The sequence below is a fragment of the Bradyrhizobium sp. genome (genome assembly GCF_049519115.1).
Lineage (GTDB): Bacteria > Pseudomonadota > Alphaproteobacteria > Rhizobiales > Xanthobacteraceae > Bradyrhizobium.
Genome location: NZ_JBEKRB010000093.1, coordinates 1 through 13,875, shown reverse-complemented (window position 1 = coordinate 13,875; position 13,875 = coordinate 1). Strand labels below are relative to the sequence as shown.

Below are 13,875 nucleotides of genomic sequence, written 5' to 3'. Positions count from 1 at the left end.
ACTTTCCCCATAGCGCCAAAACAACCCGCGGCTTCGTTCAATCCGGCTTCTATGAGGTCGTGCCCACGATCACGTCCACGGCGCCGGTGTGCCAACGACCTCACAGAACCCTCAAGATTCCCAAGCGGTTTAATCGCTGATTCATAGAGACTCCGTGGTTCGACACGGAGCGGATGATGTCAGCGAAGCGATGTGAATTGAACGAAGCGCAGTGGGCGCGGATCTCGCCGCTGTTGCCGGGGAAGGCTGGTGATCCCGGACGGACCGCTTCGATAACCGCCTGTTTGTGAATGGATGTTTGTGGGTATTTCGGTCAGGCGCGCACTGGAGCGATCTGCTGGAGCGGTACGGCAACTGGAAGACCGTGCACCAACGATTCAGACGCTGGTGCCATGCCGGCGTCTGGGAACGCGTGTTCGTCGCTCTAACCGCCGATCGCGACAACCAGTATCTGATGATCGACAGCACCTTCGTTCGCGCGGCTTTCACCAAACGGACCGCTCGACACGATTGAATCACTGGGACTTAGTTGGCGAGACGATAGCCCCGGCAGCCTTAGCTGATGTTTCTGTCCTAGCGGCCGAAAACATTGTTTCGTCACTTGGGTTGCTCGGACGCTGATAGACAAGTCCCGCCAGAATTAGGAGGCAGACTGCTGCGACCAAGGCGGCGATCATGGGCGGCGAGAGAAGGGAAACTAGGCGGTTTCTTTTCTTCATGTGTTCATGATCGGTCTTGTTTGGCCGGTTCGTTCGGCGACCCTTCGCTGGAGCTAATTTGCCGCTCCGCGCGACTGTCTATCGAATCTGCGTTTCGTGAAAGATGGTCGTCGCCGACAAAAGTTGTACTGGCATGATCGCCTCGGGACGCCCGCACGCGAGCCGGACTTCGGATAGAAGAGATGAAGTGGCGCACCCGCTCGCTTCGCTGCTCAAGGTTCGTGGTCGCCCGCCTGCACCGGCGTTTTCCGATTTTCGAAGAGCGGAGCGAGACCGGTGATAAGCCGGGCTCCGCGTCCGAACGTCAAATAGGCCTAAAACCATTGGGCTACGACAAGCATCGGCGCCCGCACACCAATCAAGAAGTAGATACGCGCGAGCCCCAAAGCCACCACGCAAGTGCCCCCTGTTTATTTTGATCCCACCAAGATCGGCGATCGCCGCATGGCGGCCGATGGTGGCAAGCGCGACAGCCCTGAATACGTCTGCGACGTCACGACCGGCTTGCTTGGCGGCTGGCGCAAGGCTCGGCACTATGAGATTGTGGTTCCAAGTGGCAGCGGCGGCATCGCCGGTGACAAAAGCCTCCGAATGACCGGGCAACGACAAATCAGGCCCTCCCACAATCCGTCCTGTGCGGTCTGCCTCGACCGTCTGGGCAGAACTTCGACCCCGAGACATTCAAGCTCCTGCTTCGCACGTGCCTTTGTAGGGTTACGCGCTCGGACCACCTCGCGTTACATCGTCGGACAATAAAAATCGCCCTCGCCGGGTTTTGGGAACCCGTTGAGAGCAGATGCGAGAGATGAGCGCGCTGGGCCAACCTCCAACCTGCTTTGCGACGAAGTCCTGTAACCCAGTAACAAAGTAGCCCGAAATTACGAAGTATCATCCGACCAACCAAATGTGGCGACTTACTTCGGGGAGCACCAAGATGATGTCTCGTTCTATGATAATCCTCTCTCTCGTCTATATCGGCTCCTTCTGGGCCTCGCCGGCCTCAGCGGAGGCCCTCGCGGTGAGAAAGCAACTTTCCCTCTCTATCGCCATGGAAGTCGCTACGGAGGCGGTGGCGGCATGCGAGCAATCAGGTTACCGCGTTGCGGCAACCGTTGTAGATGCCTCCGGAATAATAAAAGCCGTCGCAAAAGGCGATCTTGCGCCGCCTCATACACTTGATAGCAGTCGGGGCAAGGCTTATGCCGCAGTTTCGCTCGGTCCTAACTTTAGCGAAAACACGACAAGCGCGATCGTTACCAGGGTCGTTAATGGGCCCGCCTTCGGACCACTCCAGCATCTCGCCGGCGTGTTTCTGGTGGCCGGCGGAGTTGTTATCAAATCGGGCGACGAAGTTATCGGCGCGGTCGGCGTTGGCGGCGCCCCGGGAGGCGATAAGGACGAGGTTTGCGCCCAAGCGGCCGTCGCCAAAATCGCTGATCGCCTGCGATAACTAAAATTGAGTCATTGCTTACCGAGTCGTCAATACTTTCATTGAGACGGGCCGCTTTAGTCTCACGAGCAGTACAGGGTTGACCGATCTCTCAGAAAGAACGGCGCTAGATAGCGTGGATCGTAGAAAATGACATCTAAGTTCGACGCCGGGACGGACGCATTCACGTTGCTGGAGGTGAGCGAGGCCGATGCGCCTCAGTCAGTTCAGGCGATTTACCGTGATATCCGGAGATTGTCAGGCGTGCCCATGGTCGCTCTCATTTTTCGTCACATTGCGACCTATCCGGAAATTTTTGAGGAAGTCTGGAAGTCGATTGGTCCTCTATTCCGAGGAGGACGGATTCAGGATGCAGCTTGGAGGATTGCGAGATCTGTGAGCCTCGATAAGCCGCTGCCCGGGCTCGAACCAGCTGCCCGCGACATGCTAGGTTTGGCGGGACGAGACCTCGAAATGGTTCAAAACACGCTCGATGCCTTTAACAGGGCAAACCCGGTCAACTTGCTCGCCGTACTTAGCCTTTTGGCGCGCGTCCAGAGTGATGCTCCTCCCGTAGCTCCTCAACATGGGGATGATTGGCGTCCGCCACCGGCGATACCGGGTCCGTTACCACAGATGATATCTCCACAAACGATGGCTCCGTCACTACGATGGCTCGTAAACGACTTTGGTTTCGGCGACCGCTCTAAGCTCGATCCAGTCGTGCCCAGCCTCTTTAGGCATCTGGCTCATTGGCCGAGGTACCTCGCAGCGCTTCACGTCTCGCTCCTTCCGCGCTTCCGAGACCACAGTATCGCCAGGGCGAGCAACGATTTGCAAAAAGCGATGATCCGCGAGGCGGCAATAGTCGCAACAAATTTGCCGCCCCTCAAACGTTTTGCTTCGACTCCCCAGTTACTCGATACGGTCTCTCAGTTCTCCAGAGATACTATCCCCATGATGACCGTGATCGGCCACGCCATGCGTGAATCGCTAGCTTAGTCGGGGGATCTTCACTAGCAGTGCGCTGGAAAACACCGGAACTTGAGCGTTTTTTGCTCTCCCGGCGGTCGCGGTTGAAGCGGAGCGATGGGTTCGAATGCAATTTTCTAGCCTTGTGCTGGGTTGATTCTTAAGGCGGCGGCTAAACGCCAAGCCGTTTGGGAATGCGGATAAGATTGTAGGCGATTAGATTAAGCGGGAAGTCGGAGGCGACGCGAGCGACACCGCAACGCTTGATTTTGCGCATGGTGCCGTGCTGCTGGCCCCAACCGAAGATGCATTCGGCCATCGCCCGGCATCGTTGCGACATGCCGGTCCCGGATGCCGCGTGTTCGTCCGCCGATGGCACTGTGATGCTGCCCGGTGCAATCGACACGCCATTTCTGCAGTGGAAACTTCAACCGTCGAAATACGAATTTGCGCCAACCCTTGCGTTATATAGCTTGCATTATATACCAAGTGGTCTAATACGTTATATAGCAATTGCTCTAAAATATTGGGCCGTGAGACCGTCTGCTAGCGACTTCCGTTTCGGGCGGTAATTAAGGGGCGCGGTGGTGTTCAGCGACGAAATTCAGGCGCTGTGTTTCTTGCCGGCGCCAACTGGATGGTTGTCGGCGATCCCGTCTCTGACGGCAAGCAATCTCAGTCAAGACAGCGGCAGTTACTTGGTCGGTTGCGGCACAAGTGCGAACAGCACCGCAGTCCGGGACCCGTTGGTGTCGCGCCTATTTGTGGAGGTCACACGTGAAGAGAATTTTCATCTCAGCAGCGACCATCGTGGCACTCGTAACGCTGGCTCACGCCGACGAACTGTCGGACATTCAGACTCAGGCCAAGCAATTGCGTGAACAAATGACCAAGCGTATCGCCGAGCTTGAAAAGCGGCAGAAGGCGCTTGAGCAACAGCAGAAGGCAGCCGCACCGGCCGTCAATCCCGTTGACGCGATGGCGGCTGACCTGCCCTACAAGGCAGCGGTCAAGGCCAAGCCGGCGGAAAACGACGACATCTGCATCAAGGGCATCTGCGTTTACGGCAACTTCGACATGGGTCTGACCTATCAGAACCACGGCGCGCCGTTGAACGGGATCGCCGCCGCGCCGCTCAATTCTCTGGTTTCGAGGAACTCGAGCGGTTCGTATTTCGGCGTCGGCCCCAACCAGCTGAGCAACTCGTTCATCGGTTTGCGCGGCAAGCAGGAGATCGCGGATAACCTCTACGCCGTGTTCAACTTGCAGACCCTGTTCGATGTGAACAACGGTCAGAATTCCAACGGCGTCGGTTCCGTGGCCCAGAATAACGGCCTGACCACGAACCTGTCGCTGCAGAACGCGTTCGGCGACTCCTCGAAGGCCGGCCAGTTGTTCAACAGCGCGGCCTACTTCGGTATCAGTTCGCCGACCTACGGCACGTTCACGATGGGCCGTCAGTCGGCGCTGACCTCCGAGCTTATCGCCAACTACGACTCGCTGTCGGGTTCGAACGCCTTCTCGCTCATCACCTTCCAGGGCGCCAACGGCGGCGGCGGCGACACCGAAAACCGCATTCTCGACAACTCGTATGAGTATCGCGTGAATTTCGGTCCGGTGCGGTTGGCGGGTGAAATCCAGGCCCGCAACGGCGGCAACAGCGCTCCCGGCAACGCCTTCGAAGGCGAAATCGGGTTCGACTATATGGGCTTCTCGATGGATTTCGTCGGCGGCAAGATCTTTGACGCCGTCTCGGCCGCTGCGTTGACCCCGGGCCAGCTTGCGATATCTGCTACCACGCTGAGTGCTGGGTTGGGCCAGATTGGTGCGACCATCTCCGACAACACCGTGTTTTCGGTGGGCGCCAAGTACGTCATCGGACCGTGGAAAATCTTCGGTGGCTATGAGCACATCGACCTTTCCAACCCAAACAACGCGCTGAACCCCGGCGCTTTCTCGACCGGCGGCTTTATCATCGCTGCGCCGAACAACACCAACTTCACCACCGACAGGATCCTGCAGACCGCGTGGGCCGGTGCGAAGTATTCGATCACGCCGGCCTTCGACATCATCGGTGCGTATTACCACGAGTGGCAGAACAGCTTCGGTGGCGCGGCTGACGGAAATGTCGTCTCCAACGGCGTGAATTTTGGTCAAATCGCCGGTTGTACGGATGCACGGTCCGCCAAGTGCTCCGGCACCATCGACGCCGTTTCGCTGGTGGTCGATTGGCGCTTTGCCCGGCACGTGGACATGTACGCCGGCGTGATGTGGTCGCAGGCGCAGAACGGTCTGGCGAGCGGCTTCCTGCTGGCCAACGGCAACAACAACGGCACGCTCAATCCGGCGGGCGGCAACAAGGCTTCTTCTTTCGACCCCGGCGTCGGCCTTCGCTACCAGTTCTGAAACGTGCAGAGCGAAACGCGCGACGGGCGGCTGAAATCTGTGAGCCCACGCTTCGCGATGCCAAAACTAACTACTTGATCTGAAATCAATTGAGAAAAGCCTCGGCAATGTCCGAGGCTTTTTGCTCTAAGCATGCGGCCCCGGATTATTGCGCCGGCGAAATGCTTCTACTTAACGGGATACCGGTGCCGCCGGATTAACCCAACAGGAGGGACCCATGACCCGCATTGCCGTTCCCACTCGCGAAGCCACCCCCGAAGCTTCGAAGCCCTTGCTCGACGCTGTCGAAAAGCAACTCGGTGTCGTGCCGAATCTATTTCGCCTCATCTCCTTGAGTCCGCCCGCACTGCAGGGCTTCCTTGGAATGAATGGCGCCCTGGCCAAGACGCTCGACCTCAAGACGCGCGAGCGGATCGCACTCGCCGTGGCCCAGATCAACGGATGCGATTACTGCCTCTCGGCTCATACCTATCTCGGCTTGAATCTCGCGAAGATCGACGCCGACGAGATCGCTCTGAATCGCAATGGCGGATCTTCCGACGCGAAGGCGAACGCGGCTGTGGCCTTCGCTGCCAAGGTCACGCGGTCGCGAGGCAATGTCCGCGATGCGGACATTGAGGCCGTTAAAGCTGCTGGTTTCACCGACGCGCAGATCGTGGAGATCGTCGCCGTGGTCTCTGAGAACGTCTTCACGAACTTCATCAACATCGTCGCGCAAACCGAGATCGATTTCCCGGTCGTCAAGGCATCCCGACTCACCTGAGTTATCTATCTGCCGGCTGCATATGCTGCCGGCAGGGGCCTTCGTATTGGAAGGAGCTTGACGCGGCGGCTCAGCTTTTCCGATGGAGCAATTCCGAAGTTATCGCGGCACGAGACGGGATCAGGGATCGGTATCGTTTTCCGTCAAAAATTGCCCCGGCAATCTTTTCGGTTGGCTTTAATTGATATTATTGGGCCGCTAGTTCGGCCATCCCGCTCTTGAAATCGACCTTTGGTTCCCAACCCCATTCTCTTCGCAGTCTGGAAGAATCGGCTGTGATATGGCGGACATCGCCGAGCCGAAATTGCCCAGTGACCACCGGTGATGGACCGTTAAGAGCCGTCGCAAGTCCTCTGGCCATTTCTCCCACCGTTCGTGGCGTTCCGGATCCCACGTTGAACGCCACGAAGCCAGGTTTCGCTTTTTCACAAGCGATCACGGTCGCTGCAGCGACGTCTCTCACATGCACGAAGTCTCGCCGTTGGTTGCCATCTTCAAAGACCCTTGGCGCTTCGCCACGGCGGAGAGCTGACGTGAAGATGGCCGCAACGCCAGCGTAAGGCGTATCTCGCGGCATGCCGGGTCCGTAAACGTTGTGGTAGCGGAGAGCGACAACGGCACCCCCGGTAGAACGTGCCCAATCCTTTGCGTAATATTCCTGCGCCAGTTTGCTGGTCGCATAGGCATTGCGCGGATCCAATGGGGCGTTTTCGTCGACCAAAGCGGTGTCCAGCATTTGTCCACACCGAGGACAGGGCGGTTCAAATTTTCCGGACGACAGCGCTGCTTCGACGCGCGGGCCCGGGCTGACTTTGCCGTGTTCCGGACACCTGCCGATTCCTTCGCCGTAGACGACCATCGAACTGGCCAATGTCAAACGCGCCACCTTCTGACGTGCCATACAGGCCAGAAGTTCGGCCGTTCCGGCATCGTTTGACGAGGCATAATCGGGCAAGTCGTTCACATCGACGCCAAGTCCGACTTTTGCCGCTAAATGCAATACGGCTTCGACGCCGCTCAAGGCACGCTCCGTAGCCGCGCGATCACGGACGTCACCAACCTGGAGTTCAGCATCTTCCAGCGAAGCTGGGCCGCCATCGCGGTGAACGTCCGGTCGCAGCGAATCGAGCACGCGCACCTGGTGACCGCGATCGAGCAACTCGCTCAAAACATGTCGGCCGATAAATCCGACGCCGCCTGTCAGGAGCACGTGCATTTCAGACTCCTGCCGAATAAAGGGAAAGATCGGGCTCTGTCCACGCCGGGTAATCGGCAGAAACCGTCATGCATGCTCTCTTCACGTTTGGTCAGCCTGTTTCGGTGGAGGTGTTCGCAATGAAATCGCAAGACGAACGAAAGTTGTGGCAATCTTCCAGGCCGCTTGCAATCCCGCGACAAGATTGCCCGAGACCTTCGAATCGCCGCCCCGCCGGCAGCGATGGTCCACGGGGATTTCGAGGATGCGAAGCCCGCTGGCTGCGACCCGCATCTGCATCTCGAGGTTCCAGCCATATGTCTGCTCGCGCATCTGGAGCGAACGCAGCCTTGTAACGCGCATAGCCCGAAATGGCGACATGTCGGTATAGCGCGCACCATAGGTGATGCGAAGCAATACACCGGCGATCCAGCCGGCGACGATCTGTTGCGGAGTCATACTGCCCGGCTCCCGTTTGCCTCGCAGCCTTGAGCTGATCACGAAATCGGCGCTTCCGTCTGCCACGGGGGTCACGACGCTGGCTAGGAACGATGCGACGTCACTGCCATCTCCGTCGAGAAAACACACGATGTCGCAATCAGAACGAACTGCTGCAACACCTGTTGCGCAGGCGCGGCCATATCCACGGGACGGTTCGGAAACCACTTTTGCGCCGGCGGCGGCGGCGCGGGATGCGGTCTGATCGGTGGACCCGTTGTCGACAACGATGATCTCATCGACGGCCTGCGCGGATACTTCGCGGACGACGGCGGAGATCGGTTCTTCTTCATTGAGACAGGGAATGACCACACTTACGATACGGTCGCCCGAAGCGAATTTCATCTTGCAAGCGTCTCCGAAGCGAGCCGCCACTGCCGGATGAATTTGCGGGTTTCGGGAGCCCTGGCTCCCGTGACGGTTTGCGCCATAAAATCGAGGCGTTTGCCGGACAATTCGTCTTCAAGCATTTTCAATGACGCCGCGTCGTCAACATCGTACCAGCCGTGCACGATTTTAGCGGCTAGGCCAATCTCGCGCGCACGCTCCAGCGTCAGCCGGTAGACTTCGCTGGTGCTCCAGGGAATGTCGGCAAAGAGGCGAGCATACGGCTTTGACAGGCCGATCAACGTGTAGCCGCCATCGATTGCCGGACTGAGCGTAACATTATCCCCGTCGGCGACGGCGTCCACGGCTTGCTTCAGAACGGCTTTCGGCAAAGTGGGCGAGTCGGAATTGACCAGAATGGCGCCGCTGTGACCGTCATTTAACAGATCGATAGTGCCCTGGAGTAAACGAACCCCGAAGTCTCCCTCGCATTGAAGCGCGAGTCTGAAGCTGTCCGGCAACAGCCGGCGAAGCGATTCTTCCGACCCCTTTGGTGTATAGACTGCGTAAGGCACCAAGTCGGCGGACGGGCTGAGTTCGTGAATCGTGTTCGCGAGGTCTCTGATAAAACAGGCTGATATTTCGGCACATTCGGCCGCCGAGAGCGGCGGGGATAAACGGGTTTTTGATGAACCGGGAATCGGTGTCTTGCACATGATTCCAATTGCAACAGGCTTCGTCATCATGATCTTAAATCCTCAAGGCCTGGACGAGGTCGGAGTACAGTTCGTCCTTGTCTTCGAGCCCGACAGAAAGCCGCAAGAGATCCATCGGGCACGGTGACCCAGCGCCTTCAATTGAGCTGCGATGTTCAATCAGGCTCTCAATTCCGCCCAGCGAGGTTGCCCGCTTCCAAAGCCTGACCCGTGCTGCGGTCTCGATCGCCACCTTTTCTCCGTCCTTGATTCGGATGGAAAGCATCCCGCCGAAGCCACCTGTCATTTGCCGTTCGGCGATGTCGTGACCAGGATGGGTGGTAAGCCCCGGATAAAGAACATCCGAAATCGCCGGATGACCGACGAGCTTTTCAGCCAGGAAGGTTGCTGCTGTCGCTTGCGCCCTGACGCGAACATCCAGCGTGCGCATGCCGCGGGTAAGCAGCCATGCCTCGAACGGGCCGATGACCGTTCCCTGATTTCTCCGGTTTTGCTTGATCCGTGACCAAAGGCTGCCGCCCTGAATGACAGCGAGCGCGCCGGCACTGACGTCGGAATGTCCATTCAGATATTTGGTCGCGGAGTGCATCACGATGTCGGCGCCGAGGTTGAGCGGACGCGTAAAGACCGGTGTCGAAACGGTCGAATCCACGCATAGAAGGGCGTCTGAGGCATGAGCGATCTCGGCGACCGCCTCGATGTCCGTGACTGTCCAAAGCGGATTGCTGGGCGTTTCGATCCAGAACAGGCCGGTCTGACCCGGCTTCACGGCCTGCCGAACGTCCTCTAGCCGCGCGGTATCTACGAATGTTATGCTGTGACCATACCGTCCGATGTCCTGCAGCCAGGACCGCAACCCCCAATACATCACTTTGGAAGCGACGATGTGAGTAGGCATTTCAAGGGCAAGAAACACCGCTGTCGCTGCAGCCATGCCGGAGCCAAACAGCAATGCTTCGTCTGCGCCTTCGAGAGCCGCGATGACGTCCTCGGCGTGCTGAATGGTTACGTTGTCGGTTCGGCCATAGACATGCCCCGAACGGTAGCCGTTGTCGGGGTCACGAATAAAAGTCGTTGCGGCGTGGATTGGCGGCACTAAACCCATCGTCGTGGGTTCGTAAATTCCCAGCGCTTGGGCCGCTAGGGTGCGCAGGCTCAGTTTAGGTTTGCTTTGATCGTCCATAGGCGTGGATAACCTTATACTTCCGAGCGAGTTTCCTTGGCCGCCGCCACGTGGCGCGACAGATTACCGCCGCTGTATCGCAATCTTGATGACCTGGTTCGGGGCAAGGGGCTGCGCCGTGCCCGGCGACCACGTCGGAGCTTTGTCGAAAGCGTCGCGATCCATATCCAACGCATCGATTTGAAGGGCTAAAATCGCAACCGTCTCGATCGGCACAGCGACCAGACGGCGGCCAGAGGCCAGCCAGCCGCCATCGCGCGCCCAGCCGAACCATTTCGCATAGGGCACGATCAGCTTGATTTTGCCATCGGGATCCCGGACGACCTCCTTGACGTATCCGATGGTGCTGTCGTCCCCATCGAGGACGGGCAGGCCGATCAAATGACTGGCCAGGGTAGGTTGTGGAAACCGCGCCTGCATTTTCTGCTCGGGTGTCGGCTCCGGTTCGGCTGGTGCGGTAGGGTCGCCGCCCTCGGCGGAAGCTGCCACAAGCACATCGGATTTGACGACTGGATGCACCGTGGGAAACGGCGAAAACGAAGCAAATACGGCGATAAAGACCAGATATTTTGGAACGATCGTCATAGAATAGCTCACGATCCCTGTTTTTCAAGCTATTTTGGAACACTTGTCACAGAATAGCTCTCGATCCGTGTTTTTCATTGGTAACAATACGCGCCGACCGCCGTATTAGTTACGCAAGAACGCCGGAAAATCGTGAATATCCAGAGCGGAACATGGTCCAGATGACAAATCACAGGCGCCACTTGCACCCGCTTCCGGTGCGGATCATGCACTGGGTGAACGCCGTCACCATCTTCATTATGATTACCAGCGGCTGGAAAATCTACAATGACGAAGTGCTGTTCGGTTGGCTGCACTTTCCAGAGGCACTGACGCTAGGCAAATGGGCTCAACACGGCCTGCAGTGGCACTTCTTCGGCATGTGGATCCTGGTAATCGACGGGCTCTCCTACCTCACCTACGGGCTGGTTTCCGGGCGATTTCGCCGAATGCTGCTGCCGATCCGGCTCAGCGATCTGATCGCGACCGTCAAGGACACCTTGCACCTGAAACTCTCGCACGACGATCCCACAAAATATAACGCGATCCAAAAGCTGCTTTATGTCGGCGTGATCTCGGTCGGGATATTGACCGTGATCTCCGGCCTTGCGATCTGGAAACCGATCCAGTTTTCCGAATTGGTCGCGTTGTTCGGCAGCTTTCAGAATGCCCGTCTGGTTCATTTTTTCTGCATGTCGGCGATTGTGGCTTTTGTGACCGTGCATGTCGCGCTTGCGCTTCTGGTGCCGCAAACCTTGGTCTCCATGTTCACCGGAGGGCCGGTGGTCGATGACCAACGGTCCGCGGAACTACAACACAAGACTGCTCACTAGGAGAACACCAATGGTCTCCAAACCACCTTCGAAATCGATCTTCCGGCCGCCTGGCGGCGTGGATCAAAGTTTTATTCACGAAAATCGCAAGCTGATCGAGAGGATTGATCGCAGAGGAATTTTGCGCGGCTCTCTGAGCCTGGGCGCGCTCACTTTGCTGGGCGGCTGCGATCCGTCCGAAAACCGAAACCTGCAAAGCGTGCTTCGTACCGTATCGGATTGGAACGATGGCGTGCAGGCGCTCATTTTCCGGCCCAACCATCTGGCGCCGACCTATTCGGTGGATCAAGTGGTTATACCGCCGCGCTTTAATGCCCATTACGATGTCGAGGACGTCAAACCTGTCAGCGCCGGCACGTGGAAGCTGGAGTTGTCCGGCCTGATCAATGACAAGCGCCCGTGGGATGCCGAGAGCGTCTACAAACTGCCCGAACAAGAAATGATCATCAAGCACATCTGTGTCGAAGGCTGGGACTACATCGGCCAATGGTCAGGCGTTAATCTTCGCGAATTCTTCGCTCGCATCGGTGCCGACATATCGGCAAAATATGTCTCGTTCCACTGCGCCGACGGATACACCGAAAGCCTCGATATGGCTTCGGCGCTGCATCCGCAGACCATGCTGGCGACAAAATACGCCAAGCAACCGATTGGAGACCCGTTCGGCTTTCCGCTGCGGCTTCGCACCGCGACGAAGCTCGGATTCAAGAATGCGAAGTGGTTGACAGCGATCGAAGTCACGAACACGTTCCCCGATACCTATTACCGCAAAGAGGGTTTCAACTGGTTTGCAGGCATTTGAGCCAGGACCACGCGTCTGTTGCATTGCGTTTCGCCAGCGACCATGAAATAGCAGACGCGGCAGCCGTATTTGACGAGACTAACCTACTTGTTGGCGAGGTCTGACTGCGAACTCGGCGTCGTGGCACTATAGGACCGGGCGCTCGTCCTCAATGGCAACAATTCAGAACAGCCTGGCTTGCGCGGCGCTTGCTTTGGCAATGTGGAGTTGTTGCGGTTTTGCAATCGGCCGCCAGCTTTTGCCGCGGTCATTGGTGCTGCCGTTTGCGCCGTTGCTTGGCTGGGCGTCGCAAAGTGCCATTGCTCTGCCGCTGTTCTTCTTGATCGGCATGACCAGGACGACGGTAACTACGACGACGCTGCTGTCGGTCATTGTGGCACTTTTCTGCCTGCTCAGATATCCCAGAGGAAGCGACGCGGCCGAAGCAGATTCGGTCCGGGTACCCCCGCTCGCAATCGTCGGCGGATATCTACTCGCCTGCGCGATTACGATGGCGATCATTCCGACCGTCACACCCGGTGGCGTTGCCGTCGCAGGGCCGATCTTCGATCACACAAAAATCGCAATCGTTGACGACATGGCAAGGCTCGGCGTTCCGGCCGGCAATCCATTCTTCGAAGAGAACGGCGGCATCACCAGACTGCCCTATTACTATCTCTGGCATTTCGGCGCCGCGGAGATCTCGATCCTGACCGGATTTAACGGCTGGGAAGCGGACGTCGGGATGACCTGTTTTACCGCGCTCTCATCGCTGACTCTGATGATGGGATTGGCGGTCTGGCTGAGTTCCCGCCCGGCCCCGGCGTTCTGGGTGCTGGCGATCAGCGCGACGTCTTCAATCCGCGAAATTCCGAACTGGATTTTTGGCCGGCAAATCGTTGGCGCGGTGAGCGGGTGGCCCTCCGGCTTCGGTGGCTGGCTTTTTCAGTCTGCCTGGGCCCCGCAACATGTCGCCTCCGCCGGGTGCGCGGTCATCGCTGCGTTTCTTCTAGTTCGGCTGGCGCGCAGCCAGAGTTGGCCCTTAGCCTTGGCGATGTCGCTGGTTTCCGCGGCGGCCTTTGAGAGTTCGACATGGGTAGGCGGCATAAGCTACCCACTCGCCGTCGTCGTGATTGGCGCGATCTTGCTGATCAGGATTGAGCCAGATCGACGTTGGCGGTTCGTCGCGCTCACGGTCGCGGCCGCGGTACTGGCGGTCGCCCTATCGTCCGTGTTCATTCATGACCAGTTTCGCGCCGCGATGGCTCGGGGCGACGGTACACCGATTTCGTTTTTGCCTTATGAGGTTTTGGACGAACCAATTCCCGCTACTCTTCGCGCGCTGCTCGATTTGCCGGCCTATTGGACCATTTTTTTATTTGTAGAATTTGCCGCTTTCTATCCTGCAGGGTTTTTCTTCGCCGTCAAACTGTCACACGAAAAGCTGGCGCCGGAGACCCGAATGGCCGCCATTTCTCTCGGCGCGATT

General features: G+C 58.0%; 13 protein-coding genes and 1 pseudogene. 8 read left to right on the top strand and 6 right to left on the bottom strand.

The genetic code is table 11. The features are described 5' to 3' along the window. Positions 1 to 176 precede the first annotated feature (176 nt). The 3 genes and pseudogenes from ABSE61_RS33820 to ABSE61_RS33810 all read left to right on the top strand — a co-directional run. Positions 177 to 481, top strand: a pseudogene (locus ABSE61_RS33820) (IS5 family transposase); the annotation flags it as partial. 1,172 nt (positions 482 to 1,653) lie between these two features. After that, the gene (locus ABSE61_RS33815; RefSeq protein WP_423875526.1) at positions 1,654 to 2,169 is read left to right on the top strand and encodes a GlcG/HbpS family heme-binding protein; all 516 of its coding nucleotides are present in this window, start codon (positions 1,654 to 1,656) and stop codon (positions 2,167 to 2,169) included. A 129-nt stretch (positions 2,170 to 2,298) separates the two neighbouring features. Next, positions 2,299 to 3,150, top strand: coding sequence for a hypothetical protein (locus ABSE61_RS33810; RefSeq protein WP_423875525.1), 852 nt, complete (start codon positions 2,299 to 2,301; stop codon positions 3,148 to 3,150). Between the two features lie 142 nt (positions 3,151 to 3,292). Here ABSE61_RS33810 and ABSE61_RS33805 read toward each other — a convergent pair whose 3' ends face one another. Beyond that, a complete protein-coding gene (locus ABSE61_RS33805; RefSeq protein WP_423875524.1) occupies positions 3,293 to 3,526 on the bottom strand; it encodes a hypothetical protein in 234 nt (77 codons plus the stop codon). Between the two features lie 371 nt (positions 3,527 to 3,897). Here ABSE61_RS33805 and ABSE61_RS33800 point away from each other — a divergent pair, with 371 nt between their 5' ends. Then, a complete protein-coding gene (locus ABSE61_RS33800) occupies positions 3,898 to 5,526 on the top strand; it encodes a porin (RefSeq protein WP_423875523.1) in 1,629 nt (542 codons plus the stop codon). A 217-nt stretch (positions 5,527 to 5,743) separates the two neighbouring features. Then, a complete protein-coding gene (locus ABSE61_RS33795) occupies positions 5,744 to 6,289 on the top strand; it encodes a carboxymuconolactone decarboxylase family protein (protein ID WP_423875522.1) in 546 nt (181 codons plus the stop codon). A gap of 187 nt (positions 6,290 to 6,476) precedes the next feature. Here ABSE61_RS33795 and ABSE61_RS33790 read toward each other — a convergent pair whose 3' ends face one another. The 5 genes from ABSE61_RS33790 to ABSE61_RS33770 form a co-directional block, all read right to left on the bottom strand. After that, positions 6,477 to 7,505 (bottom strand): NAD-dependent epimerase/dehydratase family protein, encoded by a 1,029-nt coding sequence (locus ABSE61_RS33790; RefSeq protein ID WP_423875521.1) that lies wholly within the window; start codon positions 7,503 to 7,505, stop codon positions 6,477 to 6,479. An 81-nt stretch (positions 7,506 to 7,586) separates the two neighbouring features. Further along, positions 7,587 to 8,327: a glycosyltransferase family 2 protein gene (locus ABSE61_RS33785; RefSeq protein ID WP_423875520.1), complete on the bottom strand. Its 741-nt coding sequence runs from the start codon at positions 8,325 to 8,327 to the stop codon at positions 7,587 to 7,589. After that, the gene (locus tag ABSE61_RS33780; protein ID WP_423875519.1) at positions 8,324 to 9,055 is read right to left on the bottom strand and encodes a TIGR04282 family arsenosugar biosynthesis glycosyltransferase; all 732 of its coding nucleotides are present in this window, start codon (positions 9,053 to 9,055) and stop codon (positions 8,324 to 8,326) included. The genes ABSE61_RS33785 and ABSE61_RS33780 overlap by 4 nt, the downstream gene beginning before the upstream one ends. Positions 9,056 to 9,059: 4 nt before the next feature. Next, the gene (locus ABSE61_RS33775; protein WP_423875518.1) at positions 9,060 to 10,208 is read right to left on the bottom strand and encodes a trans-sulfuration enzyme family protein; all 1,149 of its coding nucleotides are present in this window, start codon (positions 10,206 to 10,208) and stop codon (positions 9,060 to 9,062) included. 63 nt (positions 10,209 to 10,271) lie between these two features. After that, complete coding sequence (locus tag ABSE61_RS33770) at positions 10,272 to 10,793, bottom strand: PRC-barrel domain-containing protein (protein WP_423875517.1); 522 nt, start codon at positions 10,791 to 10,793, stop codon at positions 10,272 to 10,274. Positions 10,794 to 10,945: 152 nt separating this feature from the next. Between ABSE61_RS33770 and ABSE61_RS33765 the strand changes: the two genes are divergently transcribed. The 3 genes from ABSE61_RS33765 to ABSE61_RS33755 form a co-directional block, all read left to right on the top strand. Continuing rightward, the gene (locus tag ABSE61_RS33765; protein WP_423875516.1) at positions 10,946 to 11,605 is read left to right on the top strand and encodes a cytochrome b/b6 domain-containing protein; all 660 of its coding nucleotides are present in this window, start codon (positions 10,946 to 10,948) and stop codon (positions 11,603 to 11,605) included. 10 nt (positions 11,606 to 11,615) lie between these two features. After that, the gene (locus ABSE61_RS33760; protein ID WP_423875515.1) at positions 11,616 to 12,407 is read left to right on the top strand and encodes a molybdopterin-dependent oxidoreductase; all 792 of its coding nucleotides are present in this window, start codon (positions 11,616 to 11,618) and stop codon (positions 12,405 to 12,407) included. 151 nt (positions 12,408 to 12,558) lie between these two features. After that, positions 12,559 to 13,875, top strand: a 1,317-nt coding sequence (locus ABSE61_RS33755) for a hypothetical protein (RefSeq protein ID WP_423875514.1), incomplete at its 3' end; no start/stop codon positions are given.